Annotated in this window: 23 protein-coding genes and 1 pseudogene; 17 read left to right on the forward strand and 7 right to left on the reverse strand. The window is 62.2% G+C overall.

The annotated features are described in order from the left end of the window. The first annotated feature begins 165 nt into the window (after window positions 1–165). Genes L0976_RS09015 through L0976_RS09025 form a run of 3 tightly spaced genes read left to right on the forward strand, consistent with a single transcriptional unit; the run spans window position 166 to window position 4,368 of the window. On the forward strand, window positions 166–1,905 hold the full coding sequence (locus L0976_RS09015) for a VirD2 family relaxase/mobilization nuclease (RefSeq protein ID WP_234186992.1): 1,740 nt from the start codon (window positions 166–168) through the stop codon (window positions 1,903–1,905). A 28-nt stretch (window positions 1,906–1,933) separates the two neighbouring features. Next, window positions 1,934–3,925 carry a conjugal transfer protein TraG gene (locus L0976_RS09020; protein ID WP_234186993.1) on the forward strand — a complete coding sequence of 664 codons (1,992 nt, stop codon included), beginning with the start codon at window positions 1,934–1,936 and terminating at the stop codon, window positions 3,923–3,925. A 5-nt stretch (window positions 3,926–3,930) separates the two neighbouring features. After that, window positions 3,931–4,368, forward strand: a complete 438-nt coding sequence (locus L0976_RS09025) for a CopG family transcriptional regulator (RefSeq protein WP_234186994.1) — start codon at window positions 3,931–3,933, stop codon at window positions 4,366–4,368. A 19-nt stretch (window positions 4,369–4,387) separates the two neighbouring features. Here L0976_RS09025 and L0976_RS09030 read toward each other — a convergent pair whose 3' ends face one another. Continuing rightward, a complete protein-coding gene (locus L0976_RS09030) occupies window positions 4,388–5,914 on the reverse strand; it encodes a hypothetical protein (protein ID WP_234186995.1) in 1,527 nt (508 codons plus the stop codon). Window positions 5,915–6,056: 142 nt separating this feature from the next. Here L0976_RS09030 and trbB point away from each other — a divergent pair, with 142 nt between their 5' ends. The 11 genes and pseudogenes from trbB (at window position 6,057) to L0976_RS09085 (ending at window position 15,863) form a co-directional block, all read left to right on the forward strand. Then, complete coding sequence (gene trbB, locus L0976_RS09035) at window positions 6,057–7,085, forward strand: P-type conjugative transfer ATPase TrbB (RefSeq protein ID WP_234186996.1); 1,029 nt, start codon at window positions 6,057–6,059, stop codon at window positions 7,083–7,085. Between the two features lie 17 nt (window positions 7,086–7,102). Then, window positions 7,103–7,414 (forward strand): TrbC/VirB2 family protein, encoded by a 312-nt coding sequence (locus L0976_RS09040; protein WP_097622889.1) that lies wholly within the window; start codon window positions 7,103–7,105, stop codon window positions 7,412–7,414. Next, complete coding sequence (locus tag L0976_RS09045) at window positions 7,414–7,695, forward strand: VirB3 family type IV secretion system protein (RefSeq protein ID WP_234186997.1); 282 nt, start codon at window positions 7,414–7,416, stop codon at window positions 7,693–7,695. Before L0976_RS09040 ends, L0976_RS09045 begins: the two co-directional genes overlap by 1 nt. A gap of 13 nt (window positions 7,696–7,708) precedes the next feature. Then, window positions 7,709–10,147 (forward strand): conjugal transfer protein TrbE, encoded by a 2,439-nt coding sequence (trbE, locus tag L0976_RS09050; protein WP_234186998.1) that lies wholly within the window; start codon window positions 7,709–7,711, stop codon window positions 10,145–10,147. Further along, window positions 10,144–10,902, forward strand: coding sequence for a P-type conjugative transfer protein TrbJ (gene trbJ, locus L0976_RS09055; protein ID WP_234186999.1), 759 nt, complete (start codon window positions 10,144–10,146; stop codon window positions 10,900–10,902). Before trbE ends, trbJ begins: the two co-directional genes overlap by 4 nt. 14 nt (window positions 10,903–10,916) lie before the next feature. Beyond that, window positions 10,917–11,192: pseudogene (gene trbK-alt / locus L0976_RS09060) on the forward strand (putative entry exclusion protein TrbK-alt); the annotation flags it as partial. Window positions 11,193–11,304: 112 nt separating this feature from the next. Next, on the forward strand, window positions 11,305–12,675 hold the full coding sequence (trbL, locus tag L0976_RS09065) for a P-type conjugative transfer protein TrbL (protein WP_234187000.1): 1,371 nt from the start codon (window positions 11,305–11,307) through the stop codon (window positions 12,673–12,675). A gap of 2 nt (window positions 12,676–12,677) precedes the next feature. Then, entirely contained in the window at window positions 12,678–13,361 is a 684-nt protein-coding gene (trbF, locus tag L0976_RS09070) for a conjugal transfer protein TrbF (RefSeq protein WP_234187001.1), read from the forward strand. Beyond that, complete coding sequence (gene trbG / locus L0976_RS09075) at window positions 13,358–14,383, forward strand: P-type conjugative transfer protein TrbG (RefSeq protein WP_200334626.1); 1,026 nt, start codon at window positions 13,358–13,360, stop codon at window positions 14,381–14,383. Before trbF ends, trbG begins: the two co-directional genes overlap by 4 nt. Further along, window positions 14,380–15,633, forward strand: a complete 1,254-nt coding sequence (locus tag L0976_RS09080) for a TrbI/VirB10 family protein (protein WP_370643610.1) — start codon at window positions 14,380–14,382, stop codon at window positions 15,631–15,633. The genes trbG and L0976_RS09080 overlap by 4 nt, the downstream gene beginning before the upstream one ends. Before the next feature lie 2 nt (window positions 15,634–15,635). Further along, a complete protein-coding gene (locus L0976_RS09085; protein WP_114215844.1) occupies window positions 15,636–15,863 on the forward strand; it encodes a DUF2274 domain-containing protein in 228 nt (75 codons plus the stop codon). Here the strand turns inward: L0976_RS09085 and L0976_RS09090 are convergent. From L0976_RS09090 to L0976_RS09100, 3 genes are all read right to left on the reverse strand, one after another. After that, complete coding sequence (locus L0976_RS09090) at window positions 15,808–16,758, reverse strand: LysR family transcriptional regulator (protein WP_234187002.1); 951 nt, start codon at window positions 16,756–16,758, stop codon at window positions 15,808–15,810. The two genes, L0976_RS09085 and L0976_RS09090, sit on opposite strands and share 56 nt — an antisense overlap. 80 nt (window positions 16,759–16,838) lie before the next feature. Continuing rightward, entirely contained in the window at window positions 16,839–17,315 is a 477-nt protein-coding gene (locus L0976_RS09095; RefSeq protein ID WP_234187003.1) for a PaaI family thioesterase, read from the reverse strand. Window positions 17,316–17,545: 230 nt separating this feature from the next. Beyond that, window positions 17,546–17,998 carry a 2'-5' RNA ligase family protein gene (locus L0976_RS09100; protein ID WP_234187004.1) on the reverse strand — a complete coding sequence of 151 codons (453 nt, stop codon included), beginning with the start codon at window positions 17,996–17,998 and terminating at the stop codon, window positions 17,546–17,548. A 108-nt stretch (window positions 17,999–18,106) separates the two neighbouring features. Between L0976_RS09100 and L0976_RS09105 the strand changes: the two genes are divergently transcribed. Genes L0976_RS09105 through L0976_RS09115 form a run of 3 tightly spaced genes read left to right on the forward strand, consistent with a single transcriptional unit; the run spans window position 18,107 to window position 19,493 of the window. Further along, window positions 18,107–18,745 (forward strand): LysE family translocator, encoded by a 639-nt coding sequence (locus L0976_RS09105; RefSeq protein ID WP_234187005.1) that lies wholly within the window; start codon window positions 18,107–18,109, stop codon window positions 18,743–18,745. Next, a complete protein-coding gene (locus tag L0976_RS09110; RefSeq protein WP_234187006.1) occupies window positions 18,742–19,134 on the forward strand; it encodes a nuclear transport factor 2 family protein in 393 nt (130 codons plus the stop codon). Before L0976_RS09105 ends, L0976_RS09110 begins: the two co-directional genes overlap by 4 nt. Beyond that, window positions 19,131–19,493, forward strand: coding sequence for a cupin domain-containing protein (locus L0976_RS09115; RefSeq protein WP_200334636.1), 363 nt, complete (start codon window positions 19,131–19,133; stop codon window positions 19,491–19,493). Before L0976_RS09110 ends, L0976_RS09115 begins: the two co-directional genes overlap by 4 nt. 56 nt (window positions 19,494–19,549) lie before the next feature. On the opposite strand, the gene L0976_RS09120 is transcribed toward L0976_RS09115, so the two are convergent. From L0976_RS09120 to L0976_RS09130, 3 genes are read right to left on the reverse strand one after another with little or no spacing between them, the layout of a single operon-like run. Continuing rightward, entirely contained in the window at window positions 19,550–20,758 is a 1,209-nt protein-coding gene (locus L0976_RS09120) for a tetratricopeptide repeat protein (protein ID WP_234187007.1), read from the reverse strand. 24 nt (window positions 20,759–20,782) lie between these two features. Then, the gene (locus tag L0976_RS09125; RefSeq protein ID WP_234187008.1) at window positions 20,783–21,235 is read right to left on the reverse strand and encodes a GNAT family N-acetyltransferase; all 453 of its coding nucleotides are present in this window, start codon (window positions 21,233–21,235) and stop codon (window positions 20,783–20,785) included. Continuing rightward, the gene (locus L0976_RS09130; protein WP_234187009.1) at window positions 21,232–22,182 is read right to left on the reverse strand and encodes an alpha/beta fold hydrolase; all 951 of its coding nucleotides are present in this window, start codon (window positions 22,180–22,182) and stop codon (window positions 21,232–21,234) included. The genes L0976_RS09125 and L0976_RS09130 overlap by 4 nt, the downstream gene beginning before the upstream one ends. Between the last annotated feature and the right edge of the window lie 84 nt (window positions 22,183–22,266).

Genomic DNA, 22,266 nt, shown 5'->3' on the forward strand with positions numbered 1-22,266 from the left:
CCGAAGGAGGGCAGGATAAAAGGGCGCACATTGCGCTTTGGTCGGTTGGTTGTTTTTGCTGGATTTTCTTGAAGGTTCCGCACCTTGCGGCCTTTATCGGCAATGTGCGCTACACGCCGAAGCCGCTGTACTCCCTAGAGCTTTCGCACATTGCGGGGCCGCGCCATGTCCGATGAGCGCGAATTCCGTGTCCGCCCGGGCCGCATCCGCTCCTCAGGCGCGCAGCGGGCCAAGCCCTTCATCGCGCAGGCATTGGCAGCGGCGAAGAAGGCCGGTGGCGGCGTGTCGCGCTCGGGTCGCATCGTGCCGGGCAATCGCTCGCGCTTCGGACATGGCCAGCGCGCGAGCATCCAGGCGAACCGCCTCATCACTTCGCGCTCGCGCGGAGCCGTCATCAAGGCGCGCGTCGTGCGCCATACGGCCCGGGCCGCACCACTGGCGCAGCACCTCAACTATCTGCGCCGAGAGGGCGTGACCCGCGATGGAGAGAAGGCTCACCTGTTCGGGCCGGAGACCGAGAATGCGACCCCTGGCGCCTTCGCCGAGCGCTGCCAGGGCGACCGGCACCATTTCCGCTTCATTGTATCGCCCGACGACGCGCTGGAGATGGCCAATCTCAAATCCTTCACCCGCGACCTCGTCGGGCAGATGGAAAAGGATCTCGACACCCGGCTCGACTGGGTGGCGGTCGATCACTGGAACACCGAGCATCCGCATGTCCATCTGATCGTCCGTGGCGTTCGTGACGACGGCCAGGACCTCGTGATCGCTCGCGACTACATTAAGGAAGGGATGCGTGACCGGGCGCGCGATCTCATCACCCAGGAGCTTGGGCCACGCACCGATCTCGACATCCGCCGCACCCTCGAGCGACAGATCGAAACGGAACGCTGGACCCAGCTCGACCGTCAGCTTGTTCGCGACGGGCGCGATACCGGGATCATCGACCTTGCGCCGGTTCCAGGCCAGCAACCTGACGAGTTCCACGCCTTGAAGGTCGGGCGTCTGCGCAAGCTGGAAACCCTCGGCCTCGCCAGCCAGGTTGGCAACGCGCAATGGTTCATCAAGCCCGAAGCCGAGAAGACGCTGCGCGAACTGGGTGAGCGCGGCGACATCATCAAGCGGATGCACAAGGCGCTGACGGAGCGCGGTATCGACCGCGGCTCCACCAACTATGTCCTGGCGGCCGAAAGCCTCGATCTGCCCGTCGTCGGACGGCTGGTCGAACGCGGTCTCGATGACGAGCTGAACGGCACGGCCTACGCCGTGGTGGATGGCGTGGACGGACGCACCCATCATATCAAGTTGCCCGACCTCGATGCGGCTGGCGACAGCGCGCCGGGCTCGATCGTCGAACTCAGAAAGTTCGATGACGCGCGTGGCCAGCGCCGCGTCGCGCTCGCCGTGCGCTCTGATCTCGACGTTGATGCTCAGGTCACGGCGTCGGGCGCCACCTGGCTTGATCGGCAGAACATCGCCCGCGAGCCGGTCGCTCTCTCCGAAGGCGGCTTCGGCGCCGAGGTGCGGCAAGCGATGTCCGCCCGCGCTGAGCATCTGATCGAACAGGGTCTTGCCGAGCGGCAGGGCCAGCGCATCAGTTTCGGCCGCAACTTGATCGACACGTTACGCCGCCGGGAACTGGAGGCGGCTGGCGACAAGCTCGCCACCGAGACCGGCCAGCCCTTTAACCGGTCAGGCAGCGGCGAATATGTCGCCGGCACCTATCGCCGGCGCCTCACGCTCGCCTCCGGCCGCTTCGCCATGATCGACGACGGACTCGGTTTCCAACTCGTGCCCTGGACGCCGTCGCTCGAAAAGCAGCTCGGCCGCCATGTCTCCGGCGTCGCCCGCGACGATGGCGGCGTCGATTGGAGTTTTGGCCGCAAACGGGGGCTCGGCCTCTAACCCTCATTCCCAAGAAAGGACCGTCGCCATGTCGGCCACCAAAATACTCTGGGGTCAGATCCTCACTGTCTTCCTGATCGTTCTCGCCGCCACCTGGGGCGCCACCGAATATGTCGCATGGAAGCTGGGCTTCCAGGCACAGCTCGGGCCGCCGTGGTTCACGGTCCTCGGCTTCCCCTTCTACCTGCCGCCGGCCTTTTTCTGGTGGTGGTATTTCTACGATGCCTATGCGCCTGGCATCTTTACACAAGGCGCATTCATCGCCGCGTCAGGCGGCTTCATTGCCGTGGGCGTCGCCATCGGCATGTCGGTCTGGCGGGCACGTGAGGCCAAGAAGGTCGAGACCTATGGTTCTGCTCGCTGGGCCGAGACGGAAGAGATCAAAGCCGCCGGGCTTCTTGGTCCGGATGGGGTGGTGCTCGGCAAGCTCGATCGTGACTATCTCCGCCATGACGGGCCGGAGCATGTGCTGTGCTTCGCGCCGACGCGCTCTGGCAAGGGCGTCGGCCTGGTCGTGCCATCACTGCTCACTTGGCCAGGCTCGGCCATCGTTCACGACATAAAGGGGGAGAATTGGCAGCTCACCGCGGGCTTCCGCGCCCGGCACGGCCGCGTGCTGCTGTTCGATCCGACCAACGTGAAGTCCTCTGCCTACAATCCGTTGCTCGAAGTGCGGCGCGGCGAATGGGAAGTGCGCGACGTCCAGAACATCGCCGACATCCTGGTCGATCCGGAAGGTTCGCTGGAAAAGCGGAACCATTGGGAGAAGACCAGCCATGCCCTGCTGGTCGGCGCCATCCTTCATGTCCTCTATGCCGAAGAGGACAAAACGCTTGCCGGTGTCGGCGCCTTCCTCTCCGATCCCAAGCGACCGATCGAGTCGACGCTCGCCGCTATGATGAAGACGGCGCATCTCGGCGAAGTCGGACCGCATCCCGTCATCGCCAGCGCCGCGCGCGAGCTGCTGAACAAATCCGACAACGAGCGGTCGGGCGTGCTATCCACTGCGATGTCCTTCCTCGGCCTCTATCGCGATCCCGTGGTCGCCGAGGTGACGCGCCGCTGCGACTGGCGCATCACCGACATCGTGACAGCCAAACAGCCGACGACGCTCTATCTCGTCGTGCCGCCGTCCGACATCAACCGCACCAAGCCGCTGATCCGTCTGATCCTCAATCAGGTCGGCCGCCGCCTGACCGAGGATCTGCAGGCCAAAGCCGGGCGGTACCGGTTGCTCCTGATGCTGGACGAGTTCCCGGCCCTGGGGCGGCTGGACTTCTTCGAGTCCGCACTGGCCTTCATGGCGGGCTATGGGCTGAAAAGCTTCCTGATTGCGCAGTCACTGAACCAGATCGAGAAGGCCTACGGGGCGAACAACAGCATATTGGACAACTGCCATGTCCGCGTGAGCTTCGCCACCAACGACGAGCGCACGGCCAAGCGCGTGTCGGACGCACTCGGCACCGCGACCGAGATGAAGGCGATGAAGAACTATGCCGGGCATCGTCTCTCGCCCTGGCTCGGGCACCTGATGGTCTCCCGCTCCGAGACGGCGCGCCCGCTGTTGACTCCCGGCGAAATCATGCAGCTTCCGCCGAGCGACGAGATCGTCATGGTCGCGGGCACGCCGCCGATCCGGGCGAAGAAGGCGCGCTATTACGAGGACATCAGGTTCAAGGAGCGTCTTCTGCCGCCTCCCGCCCTCGCCACACCGAAGCAGGGGCGCCCCGACGATTGGACCTCGCTGCCGCTTCCGCGACCTCCCCAGCTCGCCGAGGCGAAACAGGTCGACGCCACCCAGGATGAAGACCCGACCGAATCCGAGCGCCGCCACCAACCGGAGCTTAATCGGCTGCAGCCGGTCGAGAAAACGCCGCCGATCGAAAACGAGTTCGAGATCGATGCTGATCGCGATGACGAGATGAAGGAAGCCGCCACCCGCAACAGGCGGATGAGCGGGATCATGCAGGGCGTGGCGCGACAGGTCTCGCTCGATCCGAACGACGGCATGGAGCTGTGACCGTCATGGAGACCCGTAAGAAGAAGTCCCAGATATCGGTCTATCTCGATCCGGCGATCATGACGATGCTTGCCGACCATGCCGCGCGCCGGGATCAGTCACAGTCGATGATCGCCGAGGCCGCGATCGCCTCCTTCCTGTCACCGGATGCGGCTGAGCGCCGGGAAGCAGTGATCGCCAAGCGTCTCGATCAGCTCGATCGACGCATGACCCGGCTTGAGCGCGATAGCGGCATCGCGGTGGAGAGCCTGGCCGTGTTCATCAAGTTCTGGCTCGCGACCACGCCTGCGTTACCAGAGCCCGCCGCGCAGGCAGCACGCGCCAAGGCCGGCGAGCGATACGATCAGTTCGTCACTGCGCTCGGTCGGCGTCTCGCCAAGGGACCGAAGCTCAGGCAGGAGATTTCGGAGGATATTGTTCCCCGAACCGATGACGATTTGTGACTGTCAACCGGCTGTCATATTAGCCAAAAAAACTGCCTGGCTGAGCCGTATGGACGATTTCACCCGCAATGCTTTCGAGAAAATGCTCTGGGAGGACGCGTTCCCAGACACTGAGGGAGGCCTTGATCAATGCGAGATATTGATCGTCATCGCCTCCTTCAATGCGCCGCCATGCACTAGGCATGTAACGAGCCATTATCGACAGGGCATATAAGGTTACTGCTACGATTGTCCTATAATCTCTCAGCCCCCCGACAGTCGGCAACAAGAGGGTGCTTCTTGTCCCGAATGGAGACGAATGTGTTGGCAGAACACTCCACCAAACATCATGCCCAGCATGATCGACACGTGCCCTGAATAGGGTTCCCGGTCCGACAAAGTCTTCGACCCGTTGGATCTCTGCGAGGGGCCAGCCTGCTTTGCTCAAGCGCTCGACAGAGATTTCACCCGAGCGGTCATGAAACAAACCATAGGTACTATCGTACTTTTTCTCCGCCATACCATGGACTGAAAACCGCATATTAGTTTTGTCGTCGTAGCGAACAGATAGCCAATTGACCGCCCCGTTGAAAACCTCAGAGAAAAGATCGTCGATCTCCGGCACTGATGAGAATAGGTCGCGGAGCGAGCATACGGTGCCTTGCGGCTGCTTTTCTATATCGCCGAAGGAACGCGCCTTCCGTGTAGGATAATTTGTGATGTCGTAGCCAAGAAAGCTGGCCCATTGCGGAAGGAAGCCGGTTGCCAAGACACCGATGCGAAGGTCTGAGAATACCCCGTTCGGACCGGCGAGCGTGTACAGACCGTGTCCCTGCTTGGTCATTCCTTCGACTTCGTCCAAGTCGATAGGCCCAGAGGGCGATGCGAGCATTTCCGCCTGTGCGAAGGCCATCGTTCCATAGTAGAGCCCCAGAACGCGCTTATTAAGGCGGTCACCCGGCGTTGAAACGATGTAATCAAGCGCACTTCGCAGTGAGAAAGCGATGCCGGTTGATTTGCTGGCAACAACCTCCGGAGTCATGGCCAGGTCTGCATCCGCCGCGCGGCGTTTAACAAGCTTTGCCGCTAAGTTGACACTTGTGAATTGCTGGAGCCGAGCAAAAACAGCATCGATCGGCTGCTCTGCTGTCAGACGTTTGACGGTCTTCGGGCGTTGAATCGGCAGTTGTGGCGATCGGTCTGGTTCAATTCTCTTATTTAGTGCCACCAAGAACGGGAAAAAGCTACTGAGTGGTACTACCGGGATGGTTACGCCAGCGGCAAACGATTCCAACATATAAGGTTGACCATGAAAAAATATGTGATCGACCTCGTTCCCCAACGCTCTGTATCGTAGATTGGAGATGCCGCTGCTGCTGTAGAGGATAGCAATCCGAATCTTTTCCATTCCGCGTTGTGCAGTAATCTTAATGAGATCTTCATGCGCATATTCGCTGGTGTCCGAGATTGACCAGCCGTGGGTGCGGAAGGGCTTCAGCACACTCTGTTCAACTTCTCGCCGAAGTAAGTCGAGTCTCGGGCTTGATATATCCGATTGATGGGCCATCCGTAGAATCCGTCGTTCTCCTGTATTTACACGCTACACTACTACGCCTCTGATTTCTTGTTGAACGGGCCTAATTTATGGCTCTTTTAATCATCCCCGTCCGGGGACCGCCTGATGTCTCCCCGGCGGACACGGGGATCAGATGGCAGTTTCTCACCACAATTCGGAAGGCTTGGCACGCGGCGCGCGGATGCTGCGCACCGCGCTCGGCCCGTCCATCGCCCGGCTTCTCGAAGACGCCGCGATCGTCGAGGTGATGCTGAACCCGGACGGTCGCATCTGGATCGATCGCCTCTCCGAAGGGCTGTCCGACACCGGCGAACACCTGTCGCCAGCCGATGGCGAGCGCATCGTGCGCCTGGTGGCACACCATGTCGGCGCCGAGGTCCATGCCGGCGCCCCGCGCGTCTCGGCAGAACTCCCGGAAACGGGGGAGCGGTTCGAGGGGCTGTTGCCGCCCGTCGTGTCGGCTCCGGCTTTTGCCATCCGCAAGCCCGCCGTCGCTGTCTTCACCCTCAACGACTATGTGGCCGCCGGGATCATGTCCGCCGCACAGGCCGAGGCGCTCCGCCAAGGTGTTGCGTCGCGCGCCAACATCCTCGTCGCGGGCGGCACCTCCACCGGCAAAACGACGCTGACGAATGCGCTCCTGGCCGAGGTCGCAAAGACCTCCGAGCGCGTCGTCATCATCGAAGACACACGCGAACTGCAATGCGCAACACCCAACCTCGTTGCCATGCGAACGAAGGACGGCGTCGCGTCTCTCTCCGATCTCGTTCGTTCGTCTCTCCGCCTGCGCCCCGACCGCATCCCGGTCGGTGAGGTGCGCGGCTCGGAAGCACTCGACCTGCTCAAAGCCTGGGGCACCGGCCATCCGGGCGGCGTTGGCACCATCCACGCGGGCAGCGCCATCGGCGCGCTTCGCCGAATGGAACAGCTCATCCAGGAAGCCGTCGTCACCGTCCCGCGCGCGCTGATCGCCGAGACGATCGACCTCGTGGCCGTGCTCTCCGGCCGCGGCTCCGCGCGTCGGCTTTCCGAACTCGCCCGTGTCGAGGGCCTCGGCCCGGATGGCGACTACCGCGTCACGCCCGCCGTCACGGCCTTGGCTGTCAAGGGCGACGGCGGTGCGACCTCTCTCACCCCCAGCCCCGAAGGAGAAAACCTGTGATCCAAGCCTCGCGCTCAATGCGCCATCGCCTCGCCATGGTGCTGTCCGTCACCACGCTCAGCGTCGTGATGGCAGCGCCCGCCCACGCATCCGGCTCGTCCATGCCGTGGGAAGCGCCGCTGCAATCCATCCTCCAGTCGATCGAAGGCCCGGTCGCCAAGATCATCGCTGTGATCGTCATCATCTCGACCGGCCTGGCGCTGGCCTTCGGCGACACCTCGGGCGGCTTCCGCCGTCTGATCCAGATCGTGTTCGGCCTGTCGATCGCCTTTGCCGCCAGCTCGTTCTTTCTCAGCTTCTTCAGCTTCGGCGGCGGAGCGCTGGTCTGATGGCGGGCGTCGTCGATCAGTGTGGCGAGGTTCCGGGCTTAACCGTTCCCGTCCACCGGGCGCTGACCGAGCCGATCCTGCTCGGCGGCGCACCGCGCGCTATCGCGATCATGAACGGCACGCTGGCCGGCGCGGTCGGGCTCGGCCTTCGCCTCTGGCTGGTCGGCCTCGCCATTTGGGCGATCGGACATTTCGCAGCGGTGTGGGCGGCCAAGCGCGATCCGCTGTTTGTCGAGGTCGGCCGCCGCCATCTGCGCATCCCCGCGCATCTTTCGGTCTGAGGAGCGCGCAGCGATGATGAACCTCGCCGAATACCGCAATCGCAACAGCCGGCTCGTCGACTTCCTGCCCTGGGCCGCGCTGGTCGGCACGGGCATCGTGCTCAACAAGGACGGCAGCTTCCAGCGCACGGCCCGGTTTCGTGGCCCCGATCTGGATTCCGCCGTGCCTGCCGAGCTGGTTGCAGTCGCAGGACGATTGAACAACGCCTTCCGGCGTCTCGGCTCCGGCTGGGCGATCTTCGTGGAGGCGCAGCGCCATGCCGCAGCGATCTACCCGACGAGTAGATTCCCTGACGCGGCGTCAGCACTGGTCGATGCCGAACGCAAGGCCGATTTCGAAGAAGCCGGGGCGCATTTCGAGTCCAGCTATTTTCTGACCTTCACCTATCTGCCACCGGCCGAGGATGCCGCCCGCGCCGAGACCTGGCTCTATGAGGGCCGCGAGAAGACCGGAATCGACCCCAACGAGGTGCTGACCGCCTTCGCCGACCGCACCGAACGCCTGCTGCGGTTGATCGAAGCCTTCATGCCGGAATGCCGATGGCTCGATGACGGCGAGACGCTGACCTATCTGCACGGCTGCGTCTCCACGCACCGGCACCGCGTCCGCGTCCCCGAGACGCCGATCTATCTCGACGCGCTGCTCGCCGATCAGCCACTCACCGGCGGGCTGGAGCCGCGACTGGGCACGTCGCATCTGCGTGTGCTGACCATCACCGGGTTTCCGACCGCGACCACGCCGGGTCTGCTCGACGAGCTGAACCGGCTGGCCTTTCCCTATCGCTGGTCTACCCGCGCGATCCTGCTCGACAAGACGGACGCCACCAAGCTGCTCACCAAGATCAGGCGGCAATGGTTCGCCAAGCGCAAGTCCATCGCCGCGATCCTCAAGGAGGTGATGACCAACGAGGCCTCCGTACTGGTCGATACCGATGCGGCGAACAAGGCGGCGGATGCCGACCTCGCTTTGCAGGAGCTGGGCGCCGACTATGCCGGAATTGCCTATGTCACCGCGACGGTGACGGTATGGGACGCCGATCCGCGCATCGCCGACGAGAAGCTGCGGCTGGTCGAAAAGGTCGTCCAGGGCCGCGACTTCACGGCGATGGCCGAGACCATCAACGCCGTGGACGCCTGGCTCGGCAGCCTGCCGGGCCATGTCTACGCCAATGTCCGGCAACCACCAATCTCCACGCTCAATCTCGCCCACATGATCCCGCTTTCGGCGGTGTGGGCGGGGCCGGAACGAGACGAGCACTTTGCAGCGCCCCCACTGCTCTTCGGCAAGACCGAAGGCTCGACCCCGTTCCGGTTTTCCCTTCATGTCGGCGATGTCGGTCACACCCTCGTCGTCGGCCCGACCGGCGCGGGCAAGTCCGTGCTGCTGGCGCTGATGGCGCTGCAGTTCCGGCGCTACGCCGGCGCACAGGTCTTCGCCTTCGACTTCGGCGGCTCGATCCGCGCCGCAGCACTCGCCATGCGCGGAGACTGGCACGATCTCGGCGGCGGCCTGACGGACGGCTCGGACACGTCCGTCAGCCTCCAGCCGCTCGCCCGTATCGAGGAGACGAGCGAACGCGCGTGGGCGGGGGACTGGATTGTCGCCATCCTGACACGGGAGGGCGTCGCCATCTCGCCTGACGTGAAGGAGCATATCTGGACGGCACTAACCTCGCTGGCTTCGGCGCCGGTCGAAGAACGCACCGTCACCGGCCTATGCGTCCTGCTCCAGTCCAATGACCTGAAGCAGGCGCTCCGCCCCTATTGCATCGGCGGGGCCTGGGGCCGGCTGCTCGACGCCGAGAGCGAACATCTCGGCACGGCCACCGTTCAGGCGTTCGAGACAGAAGGGCTGATCGGCACGGACGCCGCACCCGCGGTGTTGGCCTATCTGTTCCACCGGATCGAAGATCGGCTCGACGGTTCACCGACCCTCATCATCGTCGATGAAGGCTGGCTGGCCCTCGACGACGAGGGTTTTGCCGGCCAGCTCCGTGAATGGCTGAAGACGCTTAGGAAGAAGAACGCCTCCGTCATCTTCGCCACGCAGAGCCTGTCGGACATCGACGGCAGCGCCATCGCACCCGCCATCATCGAGAGCTGCCAGACCCGGCTCCTTCTGCCGAACGAACGGGCGATCGAGCCGCAGATCACCGCCATCTATCGCCGGTTCGGTCTCAACGATCGCCAGATCGAGATCCTCGCGCGGGCCATGCCCAAGCGCGATTACTACTGCCAGTCCCGACGCGGCAACCGGCTGTTCGAGCTCGGCCTGTCGGAGGTGGCGCTGGCGCTCTGCGCCGCATCCTCCAAGACCGATCAGGCCGCCATCGCCCGCATCACTGCCGAGCACGGCCCGGATGGCTTCCTCGGCGCATGGCTGCGCCTGCGCGGCGCTGACTGGGCCGCCGACCTCATTCCCAACCTCACCAACCTGGAGAAACTGCCATGAAACTGCGCCGTTCACGCGCGGCATTGCTTGCCGCGTCCATCCTGTCTGTCCCGCTGTCCCTGTCGCCGATCATCACGACGCCGGCCCACGCCATCACCGTGTTCGATCCCACCAACTACGCGCAGAACGTCCTTCAGGCCACCCGCGCGCTCCAGCAAATCACCAACCAGATCGCCTCGCTTCAGAACGAAGCGCAGATGCTCATCAACCAGGCCCGCAACCTTGCGAATCTACCGTATTCCTCGCTGCAACAGCTCCAGCAGTCGGTGAGCCGCACGCAACAGCTTCTGAGCCAGGCGCAGAACATCGCCTACGACGTCCAGCAGATCGACCAGGCATTCCAGCAGAAATACGGGAGTGCCTCACTCTCCGCCTCGGACGCGCAACTCGTCGCCGACGCCAAATCGCGCTGGCAGAACACGGTCGGTGGCTTGCAGGACGCCATGAAGGTACAGGCCGGCGTCGTCGGCAACATCGACACCAACCGAGCCCAGATGTCAGCGCTTGTCGGCCAGAGCCAGGGCGCCACCGGCGCGCTTCAGGCAACCCAGGCCGGCAACCAGCTCCTCGCCCTTCAGGCCCAGCAACTCGCCGACCTCACCGCTGTCGTCGCAGCGAACGGTCGCGCACAGGCGCTGCAATCGGCCGAGCAGGCGGCGGCGGCCGAACAGGGCCGCGAACAGCGTCGCCGTTTCCTGACGCCAAGCACGGGCTACCAGCCGGGCAACGCCCGGATGTTCCCCGGCAGCAACTGAACGGGGAGATCGCCATGGACGGCAAGATGCTCGCCCGGCTCGGCGCCGTCGTCTTCGTCGGCGTCGCCATCACCGCCACGGTCATAGAAGTGACCCGCAAGCCCGAGGAGCCGCAGGTCCGCACGCTCGTCCACGAGCGCGACGACACCGATGCGCTTCGCCAGGTCCTGCGCCGGTGCCGCGACATGGGCGAAGCGGCGGCCCGCGATCCCGCCTGCCTCGATGTCTGGGCCAAGGCCCGTGACCGATTTCTGGGTCAAAGCCCGAAACCTTCCCAACCGGGCGGAACGAGGACGCCCGCAACGGAGGCGCCGGTGACGCTCTTCCCAACCGAAGATACGGCCATCAAGGACACCGCGCCGGTCGCGCAACCCGAACCCGTCCGGCCGGGAGCGCACTGATATGGGCGGCACCGGCGTCATCGATCATTTCCTCGAGGTCTTCAGCCGCTACATCGATGGCGGCTTCGGCCTGCTCGGCGGTGAGGTCGCCTTCATCGCCACCACGCTGATCGTCATCGATGTGTTGCTGGCAGCCCTCTTCTGGTCGTGGGGCGCCGATGAGGACATCATCGCGCGCCTGGTCAAGAAGACGCTCTTCGTCGGCGTCTTCGCCTACATCATCGGCAACTGGAACAATCTTGCCCGCATCGTCTTCGAGAGTTTTGCCGGCCTCGGCCTGAAGGCATCCGGCACGGGCTTTACCGTCACCGACTTTCTTCGCCCCGGCAAGGTGGCGCAGACCGGCCTCGATGCCGGCCGCCCGCTGCTCGACTCGATCTCGAACCTGATGGGCTATTGGTCCTTCTTCGAGAACTTCATCCAGATCGCCTGCATGCTGTTTGCCTGGATGCTGGTGCTGCTCGCTTTCTTCGTCCTCGCCGTCCAGCTCTTCGTGACGCTGATCGAGTTCAAGCTGACGACGCTCGCAGGATTCGTGCTGATCCCTTTCGGCCTGTTCGGCAAATCCGCCTTTATGGCCGAACGCGTGCTCGGCAACGTGATTTCGTCCGGCATCAAGGTGCTGGTGCTCGCCGTCATTATCGGCATCGGCTCGACGCTGTTCTCCGAGTTCACCGCCGGATTCGGCGGTGCTACCCCATCTATCGACGACGCCATGGCGATCGTGCTCGCCGCTTTGTCGCTGCTCGGCCTCGGCATCTTCGGTCCCGGCATCGCCAATGGCCTGGTCTCCGGCGGCCCGCAGCTTGGCGCTGGTGCCGCTGTCGGCACGGGTCTCGCCGCTGGTGGCATGGTCGCGGCGGGTGCGGCCACGGTAGGCGCCGTCGCATCTGGTGGCGCTGCCCTTGCCGGCGGCGCTGCTGCCGCTGCCCGTGGCGGGGCTGCGCTCGCGGGCGGCGCCTCGACCGCCTACAGCCTGGGCGCTGCCGGCCAATCCGGCGCATCGGCTGTGGCGTCGGGTCTCGGCAATGTCGCCAGCGCCGGCGCCCAAGCCGCCACCTCGCCGTTGAAACGCGCAGCAACCCAAACCGCTGATGGTTTCAAGTCTAGTTACCAGTCCGGGGCACGCGCAGCCTTCGAAATGACCGGCGGATCGTCCACCGCTGGCACGATAGGCGGCGAAGCCGACGCCGAGGCCGCTTCGGCGTCCGCCGCATCCCCATCTCCCGCCACCGACGGCCCACCCGCCTGGGCGAAGCGCATGAAGCGTTCGCAGCAGATGTCCCACGGCGTCCAGGCCGCAGCTCACTCGGTCAAGTCGGGCGACAGCCATGGCGGCGGCTCTTCCGTCAACCTCTCCGAAAGCGACTGACCATGTTCAAACGACCCGCCACTCACTACGGTAAATCACCACAACCCGAGACGCCCTACCAGCGCGCCGCCCAGGTCTGGGACGACCGCATCGGTTCCGCCCGCGTGCAGGCCCGCAACTGGCGCTTCATGGCCTTCGGATCACTGGCGCTCTCAGCCGGATTGTCGGCCGCACTGGTCTGGCAGTCGATGAGCGGCTCGATCGTTCCCTGGGTGGTTCAGGTCGACAAGCTCGGCCAAGCGCAAGCCGTGGCACCGGCCGTCGCCGACTATCGCCCGACCGATCCGCAGATCGCCTTTCATCTCGCCCGCTTCATCGAAGAGGTCCGCTCGATCCCGGCCGACGCGATCATCGTCCGGCAAAACTGGCTTCGGGCCTACGACTTCACCACGCAGGCCGGGGCGCTCGCGCTCAACGATTATGCCCGCGCCAACGATCCCTTCACCAAGGTTGGCAAGCAGCAGATCGCCATCGAGGTCTCCAGCGTGATCCGGGCCTCACCAGACTCGTTCCGCGTCGCCTGGATCGAGCGCCGCTATCAGGACGGCTCGCTCGCCTCCACCGAACGGTGGTCCGCCATCCTCACCGTCGCCGTGCAGATACCACGCGACCCCGAAAAACTCCGGGCCAATCCGCTTGGAATCTATGTCAACGCCATCAACTGGTCGAAGGAGCTTGGACAATGACACCGACCTTCCGCGCCGCCGGGAGGCCGGCTTTCCGCAAATCCGCTTTCTTGGCTCTCCTCGTTTGCACCTCGGCGCTTGCAGGCTGCGCAACGATGCAGAAGCCCCCGGAAATCTCCTACGACGATGCCGCGCCCGCCGTGCAGACAGTCGATCCGCCCGCACCCGTCACGGTGGTCGAACTGCCAAAGCCGCTGCCGCTTCCCGGTCAGATGAAGCCGGTCGAAGCCTCACGCCGGACGCCGGAGCCGACTGATCCCGCCGCCCGCGTCAATCAGGCAAACGCCGCCGCCCGCATCCAACCCGTCCGTGACGGCTTCATCAATTCCATGCAGGTCTATCCCTTCACTCAAGGCGCGCTCTATCAGGTCTACACCGCCGTCGGACAGATCACCGATATCGCGCTGCAGCCCGGCGAAACCCTCGTTGGCTCCGGCCCGGTCGCCGCCGGCGATACCGTCCGCTGGATCATCGGCGACACCGAAAGCGGCACAGGCGCGACCAAGCAGATCCATATCCTGGTGAAGCCCACGCGCACGGAGCTGATGACCAATCTCGTCATCAATACCAGCCTGCGCACCTATCATATGGAGTTGCGCTCGACCGAGAAGACCTACATGGCTTCGGTCTCCTGGCAGTATCCGCAGGACCAACTCATCGCGCTGCGTCGCCAGAATACGGAGGCGCAGGCCGTACAGCCCGTCGCCAGTGGCGTCGATCTGTCCCGCGTCAATTTCCGATACCAGGTGACGGGCGATCGCGCGCCGTGGCGGCCGCTACGCGCCTTCGACGACGGCAAACAGGTCTTCATCGAATTCCCGCGCGGCATCGGTCAGGGCGAGATGCCGCCGCTCTTCGTCGTCGGCCCCGAAGGCGACACGTCCGAGCTGGTTAACTACCGGGTGCGCGGCAACTACATGGTCATCGACCGGCTGTTCGCCGCCGCCGAGCTACGCTTCGGCGCAGCCAAGAACCAGAAGCGCGTGCGCATCTCCCGGACTGACGGGAGGCCTGCGTCGTGAACGAGATCGATCCCGATAAGGAGGAAGGCCGCAAGTCCGGGCTGGAACCCCAGCCGGAGTCCGACGATGATGCCCGGCCGTTGACCGGAGAACCGGCCGCGCCGATGCGGCTGCGTCCGGAGCCGCCGCGCGTCACCCGGCTCTCGCGCAAAGTGCTGGCTGGTCTCGGTCTGGTCGCCGGTGTTGGTATCGGTGGCGCGCTGATCTATGCGCTTCAGGTGCAGCATGACGGCCGGTCGAACGAGGAGCTGTATTCGACCGACAACCGGCCGACACCCGATGGCCTAAACACGCTTCCGAAGGACTATACCGGCCCGGTCCTCGGCCCACCGCTGCCAGGCGATCTCGGCCGCCCGATCCTCGATGCGCAGAACCGCGGCCAGCCTGTGACGTCGTCACGGATCGGCACCCCCGCCGCGCAGCCCGGCCTCAGCGCCGAGGAACAGCGCCGATTGCAGGAGTTGGAGGCCGCTAGGACCGCGCGCCTCTTCACTTCGACCGAGACGCGCAACATGGCCTCGCCCGCCACCACGACAACAACCACAACGACGCCCTTGCCGGATCTGACCAGTCTCGGCCTCGCGCCGCAGCCAGCGACGCCCTCGGCGCAGGATCGGCAGCTCGCCTTCCTCAACCAGACGCCCGACAAACGCACCGTGTCGACCGATCGCGTCGCCGCTCCGGCATCGGCAAACACCCTTCAGGCCGGCGCGGTGATTTCCGCCGCGCTCATCACCGGCATTCGTTCCGACCTGCCCGGCCAGATCACGGCGCAGGTGACGGAGAACATCTATGACAGCCCGACCGGGCGCATCCTGCTCATCCCTCAGGGCACGCGCGTCATCGGTCAGTATGACAACGGCATCGGTTTCGGCCAGCGCCGCATCCTGCTCGTCTGGAACCGGCTGATTTTCCCGAACGGCCGTTCGATCGTGCTGGAACGCCAGCCAGGCGCAGACACGCAAGGCTATGCCGGCTTGGAGGATGGTGTCGATTATCACTGGGGCGAACTGTTCAAGGCTGCCGCGCTCTCGACGCTGCTCAGCATCGGTTCGCAGGCCAGTTCGTCGAACGAGGAAAGCGAGATCGTCCGTGCCCTGCGCCAGGGCGCTGGCGACAGTATCAACCAGACCGGACAGCAGATCGTCAGCCGCCAGCTCAACATCGCGCCGACATTGACGATCCGTCCGGGCTTCCCCGTCCGCGTGATCGTCACGCACGATCTCGTACTTGAACCCTATGGAGGCTGACCATGACGAAGTTGAAACTTGGTCCGATCGCTGATGACAAGCCGGTCAAAGTCACGGTGGAACTGCCTGCGAGTCTCCATCGCGACCTCGCCGCCTATGCCGAAATTCTCGGCAGGGAGGGAGGGCATGCGCCCGCCGATCCCGTCCGCTTGATCGTGCCCATGCTGGAACGGTTCATTGCGACAGACCGAGGTTTTGCGAAGGCCAAGCGCCAACGTTCGTCTGCCTAGAGATTCTTGATTTCGATAGATGCTTGGCCAAGCTCAACAACCTGCGAAAAGCTGGATTGTCGTTCCGAGGAGACCATACCGCACAAAATGGCAGACGTTCTCCTTCGATAGGGCGGTAGGCAACACCAGGAAAACAGGCAGCTGTCGTGGATTCGCTTGTAACCGTGAGTCCGCGGCCGAATGCCACCAAGGGTAAAAGATTATCTCGCCCTACACATTGGGGCTCGATTTGCGGATGATGTCCCAGTTCGGCCAATCGCATCACGAGAAAATCTTGAATTTCCTGACCTGGCGGCGCGTCACTGACAATAAACGTTGAATCAGCCAGATCAGTCCATTTTACTTCGGTTTTGGCAGTCAAGTGATGATGCTCGGGCAAAGCGACAAACACCTTCTCCGACCACAACTCTGCGGAGTCGTAATCCGGACGTTTGGAAGTTCCAGTTAAAAAGGCTACGTCAATTTCAAGGCGGCGGATAGCTAATAGGTGATCCGCGGGGCTGCCATCAATGAAGTCCATCCGAACCTGAATGTGATTGGTTCCATATGCTTGGAACAAGTCTGCAAGAAATCCCGATGCCAGCGAAGAAAATATGCCGATCCTTACCGATCCCAGGTCGCCTCGCGCGATGACTTGGATATCTCTAGTTCCCTCCGTCAAGGTTCTGAGAGCCTTACGGGCGGCAGGAAGAAAGCGTTCACCAGCTACGGTAAGAGCTACGCCGGAGCTGTGGCGGTGAAAGAGCGAAGCGCCGATTTGATCCTCGAGATTACGAATTCGTCTACTGACGGAAGACTCCTGCACCGATAAGGATAGCGCCGCTTTGCGGAAGCTCCCTTCCTCCGTTGCGGCAACAAAGTATCGTAGGTGACGTAGCGCGATGGCATTCGGCATCTGTGTCAAGGAGGGGGAAAGGGGTACTTCACACACAACTCGCTCCTTTCAGGCCCTGCGTCTACACACAATACAACCACCTATTCGGGGTTAGCGTGCGACAGCGAATCCCGGCGGCCCATCATGCAAATGAGCGTTTGCTGACCAATTGCCACAAGCGTTCCGCCATCAGCAGAGTCGGCAAACACTTCTAATTGACAGATTGTGAGCGTCTTTCCGGCCTTGATCACTTTGCCTAGCGCTTCGAGTTTATCGCCTAGAGCCGGGTTCAGCAGATTGATCTTGAATTCCACGGTGAGAACCGAGCTGAACTCCGGGAAGAGCGTAAAAGCGGCATAGCCGCCGGCAGAATCCGCGATCGCGGAAGTTCCTCCTGCATGGAAATAACCGTGCTGCTGCGAAAGCTCAGGCCGGAAAGGCATCTGGACAGATACCAGTCCCTGGCGAATTTCGGACAGTGTCGCGCCCAAATGGCTCATCAGCCCCTGGCGACGAAAGCTGTCACGAACCCGCTGCTCAACGCTTGCGTCTACGGCACTGCCAATAACCCTTTTCATGACACCTCCGGAGCAATGACCCTGGATGCCAAAACTACCGGGAGGTGACGACATACTGGAGTGAAAAGCCCTGACAGGATGCTGAGAAAAACTCAGGTTCTTTCCGTCCACCATCGTCGTTGAAAGTTCTACTGGAGAGGGAAACTTGCCAGAATTTCGACTGGCGGAAACTGCACAAGCTCGATCGCCGTAATATGACCGTCGTGATGGTCAAAATTGCGCATCGCCGCTTACAAAGCCATCTCCGGCTTTCCTTTGAGCGTTGCGACCGTGACATGAGGTACCCAACTACCAACCAAATGATGTTCGCGTATTTGCTGCCCTCGAACGGCTTCCGCGATATTCTCATGAAGTGCAAGGAGCGATTGAGTTACGACAGGTGCCAGAAAAACATAGGATGGGATCCCTGAAAATATTCCAAAGTGACTCATTTTTATTTTGAGCTGGCCAGTATTTTGGCAAGCTGCGGCGAGTTGCTGAATCATGGGATCAACGCGTTCACCGTCCTCTATCACTGCCAAGGTGATGTGTGGTGGATAGTCCAGCTGCTTTTCTGCGTTCGGAGCCCGAACGAGGAGATCTTGCCTTAACCGGTCTATTGTCTTGGAAAGGTGATCGTCCAATCGTGCAGCTATAGCCAATGGCATGGGTCCATCTGATCCTTGAAAGCGCTGGAAATTCATTGTGTTCCCGACATCGTGCATTTGGTTGGCCGGTAAGCGAGAGAGAAAGGCTCATCTTTGCATGATGAATTCTCAGCAGCGTCTCTCTCCATTCAATGACAGGTATGTATGGCCATTTTTCAGTATCGAGATGGCCTGCAAACGGATCTCTGGATGGAAACCGCAACACTTACCGGCCTCGCACTTTATGCTTTCGTGATGACGATCACGCCGGGGCCGAACAACCTGATGCTCACCACATCAGGCCTTGTCTTTGGCATGGCACGAACATGGCCACATATTCTCGGAATTCCTTTTGGTGTTGCCGTTCAATTGATGTCGGTCGGAGCTGGCCTTGGGGCTGTCTTTGCACTTGAGCCCCGTATCCAGATTTTTTTGAAAATTATTGGCACGGCTTACCTGCTCTGGCTTGCTTACAAACTCTGGCGTGCCGCCGAGATGCCCGATGCCTCTTTGGCAAAGCCGGTTTCTTTTTTCCAGGCTGCCGCATTCCAGTTCGTAAACCCCAAGGCCTGGCTGATTGCGGTAACCGTCATCGCGGCCTTTATTTCTCCAGATAACGGCTATCTGATCCAGCTTGTCTTTGCCTCAGCGATTTTCACCGTTGTCGGCATTCCATGCTTGGCGGTGTGGGCGGCCTTCGGGGCTGGACTGCGACAAGTACTTCACGATCCATCGAAACTTCTTCTCATAAATCGCAGCATGTCCGCGCTCGCGGCACTGACAGCAGGATTGTTTTGGCTATGAATTTTCTTTCACGCAAAGATCTCGAAAATCATGCAACTACATGGATCGAAGCATGGAACTGCCACGACGTCGATGCGGTGATCACACCATTTTCCAAGTCGGTTGTATTCGTTAGCCCGAGGGCGGCAATCGTGACCGGAGACGCAACGGTGCGAGGCCGAGATGCGCTTTATGACTACTGGACGAAAGCCCTCGCCGCCGTTCCCGACCTGGAATTTAGACTTGAATCCATCGCCTGTGACGAGAACGCGCAAACCGTTCTGGTCCACTACGTGTCGCATGCCGGTGGAAAGACTCTTCGAGCATGCGAACTCATGCGGTTCGAGAATGGACTGCAAGTTTATGGCGAGGCGTTTTATGGCGCGGATGTTTCGGAGCCGTCGCAATGAGACCCGTCGAACCTTCAAGCGAGAATTTCTATCGTTGGGGAAACGGCTGTTCGGGCTGGCGCCTGCTCGACCTCGAGCACCTTCAGGTGAGGCAGGAAACAATGCCGCCGGCGACGGCTGAAGAGCCCCATGTACATCGTGAGGCGCATCAATTCTTTTATGTGCTGGATGGGCAAATGACGATCCTCACCCCCATCGGCGTCACTCTCATTGGTCCGGGCCAAGGAATGCATATACCGGCCGGGCAACCGCACTGGGTCAGAAACGACGACGTTTCCGATCTTATATTCCTGCTCTCATCCAGCCCAAGTACATCCGGTGACCGCTACCCCGCCGACCCAACGAATTGGGGGGCTTGAGCTTGGATCGACGGCTATCGTCACGCAAAATTGCCTCTGGTGGTCAGGTTGTGCGATCAGCGACACTGTAAAACGGTCAGCAGCCCCATTTCGATATGCCCTTCGCTGAATTCGTGCACAACCTCGCCTTGTTCAAGAAGCTTGAAGCCTGAGCGCTCGGCAATCGCCTCAATATAGGCGGAGCCGTGGGAAAAACAGCCCGACCTGGCGAATTCCGGGTTGATGCAGGGACCAAAGCCGAGACGGTCTCCTTTGTCATTTGGATAGACTGTGAAGGCAAACAGGCCTCCGGGATCCATGATATTGGCGACGCTCGGGAGGATTGTGGCCAGGTCTCCGAAATGGATCAGGACGGCCGCAGCCGCGACCGCATTAAACCGAAGCGAGGTGGCGGAGAGAAACGACGCCAGATCGTCACGGACAAGCGTGTCGTAAAGCGATTTTTGTCTCGCGACTGACAGCATCGCCCCGGACAGATCAATGCCCGCCAGATGCGCGGCCCGATCTCGCAGCAGGCCACCGACCAGTCCGGTTCCGCATCCCATGTCGAGGATCCGGTTGCCGTGTCGGGGCAACAGCCGGGCGAGGGCGTCGCCGACATGGCGATGCGCCAGATAACCGTCCGCCCGATCCCAATCGCGCGCCCTGGATGAATAGAGTTGGTCGAGCTGCGCCGCGGAAGCTCTTGAGGGGACCGGCCCCCTGTTCATCTGAGCCAGACGCATCCGGGCGCCATCAACGTCGTCCGGATTTTCGCCCAGATATCTCTCCGGATGGGCGGTGGCCTCTTCATGATCGCCGGCATCGACCAGCGGATCCCCGAGCAGGAAGCGGGCGCCGGCATGGCCGGGCGCGTGTGACAGGCACCGGCGCAAGGGTTCGATTGCCGAGCCTCTGTTGCCCGTATCGGTCAATGCGACAGCCAGGTTGTAAAGAGCGTTCGGATAAGTCGGGCGGCAGGCGACGGCGTTCTCGAACGCGGCGATCGCTTCCGGCAATCTGCCGTGCTTCCGCAGCGCAATGCCGAGATTGTTCCGGGCCGTTGCGTCGTCGGGTTGAAATTTGGTCACGGCTGTCAGCGTTTCGACTGCTGCCTCCTGCCTTCCTTGCGCCATTTCGATCAGTCCGAGAAGGTGCATCGCGTCGACTGGCGGCGGGTCTTGCACACAGATAGTGCGGCAGATACTTTCGGCCTCGCCGAGGCGACCGGCGCCATACGCCTCCAACGCAAGGCTCAGATCAAAGATGGCGGTGGCATGGGTCATGGGTGGTTCTCGCCATTGGCAACCTCAGTTAGCCAGCTCGATCTGGTAAGTCGCCATCGGCCTCAGCGTCGCCACGCGGTCATACAGGTGTCGGGCGGCCGCGTTGTCCTCGGCCGTTTCCCAGTAGAGGCGACGCCAGCCCTCCTGCCTGCCCAGAACCTCCAGATGTTCGATGAGCCTCGTCGCAACGCCCCGGCCCCTGTGCAGGGGAGAAACCCAAAGGTCTTCGAGATAGCAGACGAGGCGGAGCGAGAATGTGTGGGGATGGAGAATTGTATGCGCCAGCCCCACAGGTTCTCCAGCCTGAAACGCGAGCCAGGCATTCATCGGTGAGGAAGGATCGCGTACGCGCTGCCACAGCCCGGCGATGACCGCCTCGTCCATGTCCCCGGCACCGAAATACGCGCGGTTTTCTGCCCAGAGTTTTTCCCAGCCGCTTCTGTCTGCGTGGCTTGCGGCCTTGATCGTTATCGTCATGTCGTTGTCCCTGGAGTTGCTTCATCGAGCAGAAGGCCGGGCGCGTCGGCCGGGATCTCGCCCGCGCGCAGCCAGCCAAGCGCGAGTGGCCACAGACTGTCCCTGAACCGGTCATGGAAAAAGGCGAAGTGTCCGATGGATGATACGCCGATGTCCGCTGGGGCAATGCGCCAATGATGCCGGTGGCTGGACGTGAAATAGGCGAGCAGCCGGTTGAGGGCTGCCGGGGTGCCGTGCGGATCGTCTTCAAGGCCAATCGCGAGCATGGGCGCCGTCACCCTGGTGAAGCGTCTTTGCAGGATTTCGGATTCCCGCTCCCCACCGATGAAAAGATCCTGCCGCACGGTATGCTCGAACCGGGCCTTCATTCGGCTCCAGTCCCGGACCACGCCTGCGGGCGTATCCTCCATCCAGCCAAGCCGTTTGGCCGGAAAGTAGCCGAACATCCGTGTCAGCAGCGGCATGACGATGTGCCACTTGATATACATGCGCGGGCGTTCGGCCTCGCCGTAATCCCGCCAATAGGCGAATTGGGATCCGACGGTAAGAATGCGTCCTATCCGCCGGCTCGAGGGCGCAAGCCCGATGGCAAAGCCGCCGATCGAATGGCCTACGACATGGATTTCCTGCCCCGGAAAAGTGCGTTCAGCGTAAGCGAGCGCCGCCTCCAGATCGTGCGCGCCCCAATCCACCCAGTCGGCACGGAAACCGCGCAGGGATTTTGGCCGGGATTCGCCGATCCCCCGGTAATCGAAGGTGAGCACATCGAATCCGTTGAGAAACAGGTAGTCAGCGAAGCGCGAGTAGTAGCGGCACCTTACAGACGTCGCGGCGCTGATGATCACGATCGGGCGCGCGGCCGCAACACCGCCGTGTCGCCATAGAAACCCGCCGAGAAGCCGGCCATCGTCTGTTTCAAGGCACACTGACAATGCTTGGTTCGGCATCTCCCGGACACCAGCAACCTCTGTTCCGCGTCCGTGGTTTATCACGCTGACGCCTCTCGATTGTTACTTTCACGTATCCGTTTT

This window comes from Shinella sp. NM-101 (genome assembly GCF_021401195.1).
Taxonomy (GTDB): domain Bacteria; phylum Pseudomonadota; class Alphaproteobacteria; order Rhizobiales; family Rhizobiaceae; genus Shinella.

What these genes read in the sequence shown, in the direction of transcription:
- trbB (WP_234186996.1), top strand. Translation starts at nt 6,057, where the DNA reads ATGGCAGTTTCTCACCACAATTCGGAAGGCTTGGCACGCGGCGCGCGG.
- L0976_RS09090 (WP_234187002.1), bottom strand. Translation starts at nt 16,758, where the DNA reads ATGCCGAATGCCATCGCGCTACGTCACCTACGATACTTTGTTGCCGCA.
- trbE (WP_234186998.1), top strand. Translation starts at nt 7,709, where the DNA reads ATGATGAACCTCGCCGAATACCGCAATCGCAACAGCCGGCTCGTCGAC.
- L0976_RS09130 (WP_234187009.1), bottom strand. Translation starts at nt 22,182, where the DNA reads ATGCCGAACCAAGCATTGTCAGTGTGCCTTGAAACAGACGATGGCCGG.
- L0976_RS09100 (WP_234187004.1), bottom strand. Translation starts at nt 17,998, where the DNA reads ATGAATTTCCAGCGCTTTCAAGGATCAGATGGACCCATGCCATTGGCT.
- L0976_RS09110 (WP_234187006.1), top strand. Translation starts at nt 18,742, where the DNA reads ATGAATTTTCTTTCACGCAAAGATCTCGAAAATCATGCAACTACATGG.
- L0976_RS09085 (WP_114215844.1), top strand. Translation starts at nt 15,636, where the DNA reads ATGACGAAGTTGAAACTTGGTCCGATCGCTGATGACAAGCCGGTCAAA.
- L0976_RS09015 (WP_234186992.1), top strand. Translation starts at nt 166, where the DNA reads ATGTCCGATGAGCGCGAATTCCGTGTCCGCCCGGGCCGCATCCGCTCC.
- L0976_RS09025 (WP_234186994.1), top strand. Translation starts at nt 3,931, where the DNA reads ATGGAGACCCGTAAGAAGAAGTCCCAGATATCGGTCTATCTCGATCCG.
- trbJ (WP_234186999.1), top strand. Translation starts at nt 10,144, where the DNA reads ATGAAACTGCGCCGTTCACGCGCGGCATTGCTTGCCGCGTCCATCCTG.
- trbG (WP_200334626.1), top strand. Translation starts at nt 13,358, where the DNA reads ATGACACCGACCTTCCGCGCCGCCGGGAGGCCGGCTTTCCGCAAATCC.
- trbL (WP_234187000.1), top strand. Translation starts at nt 11,305, where the DNA reads ATGGGCGGCACCGGCGTCATCGATCATTTCCTCGAGGTCTTCAGCCGC.
- L0976_RS09125 (WP_234187008.1), bottom strand. Translation starts at nt 21,235, where the DNA reads ATGACGATAACGATCAAGGCCGCAAGCCACGCAGACAGAAGCGGCTGG.
- L0976_RS09115 (WP_200334636.1), top strand. Translation starts at nt 19,131, where the DNA reads ATGAGACCCGTCGAACCTTCAAGCGAGAATTTCTATCGTTGGGGAAAC.
- L0976_RS09045 (WP_234186997.1), top strand. Translation starts at nt 7,414, where the DNA reads ATGGCGGGCGTCGTCGATCAGTGTGGCGAGGTTCCGGGCTTAACCGTT.
- L0976_RS09040 (WP_097622889.1), top strand. Translation starts at nt 7,103, where the DNA reads ATGCGCCATCGCCTCGCCATGGTGCTGTCCGTCACCACGCTCAGCGTC.
- L0976_RS09105 (WP_234187005.1), top strand. Translation starts at nt 18,107, where the DNA reads ATGGCCATTTTTCAGTATCGAGATGGCCTGCAAACGGATCTCTGGATG.
- trbF (WP_234187001.1), top strand. Translation starts at nt 12,678, where the DNA reads ATGTTCAAACGACCCGCCACTCACTACGGTAAATCACCACAACCCGAG.
- L0976_RS09020 (WP_234186993.1), top strand. Translation starts at nt 1,934, where the DNA reads ATGTCGGCCACCAAAATACTCTGGGGTCAGATCCTCACTGTCTTCCTG.
- L0976_RS09095 (WP_234187003.1), bottom strand. Translation starts at nt 17,315, where the DNA reads ATGAAAAGGGTTATTGGCAGTGCCGTAGACGCAAGCGTTGAGCAGCGG.
- L0976_RS09120 (WP_234187007.1), bottom strand. Translation starts at nt 20,758, where the DNA reads ATGACCCATGCCACCGCCATCTTTGATCTGAGCCTTGCGTTGGAGGCG.
- L0976_RS09030 (WP_234186995.1), bottom strand. Translation starts at nt 5,914, where the DNA reads ATGGCCCATCAATCGGATATATCAAGCCCGAGACTCGACTTACTTCGG.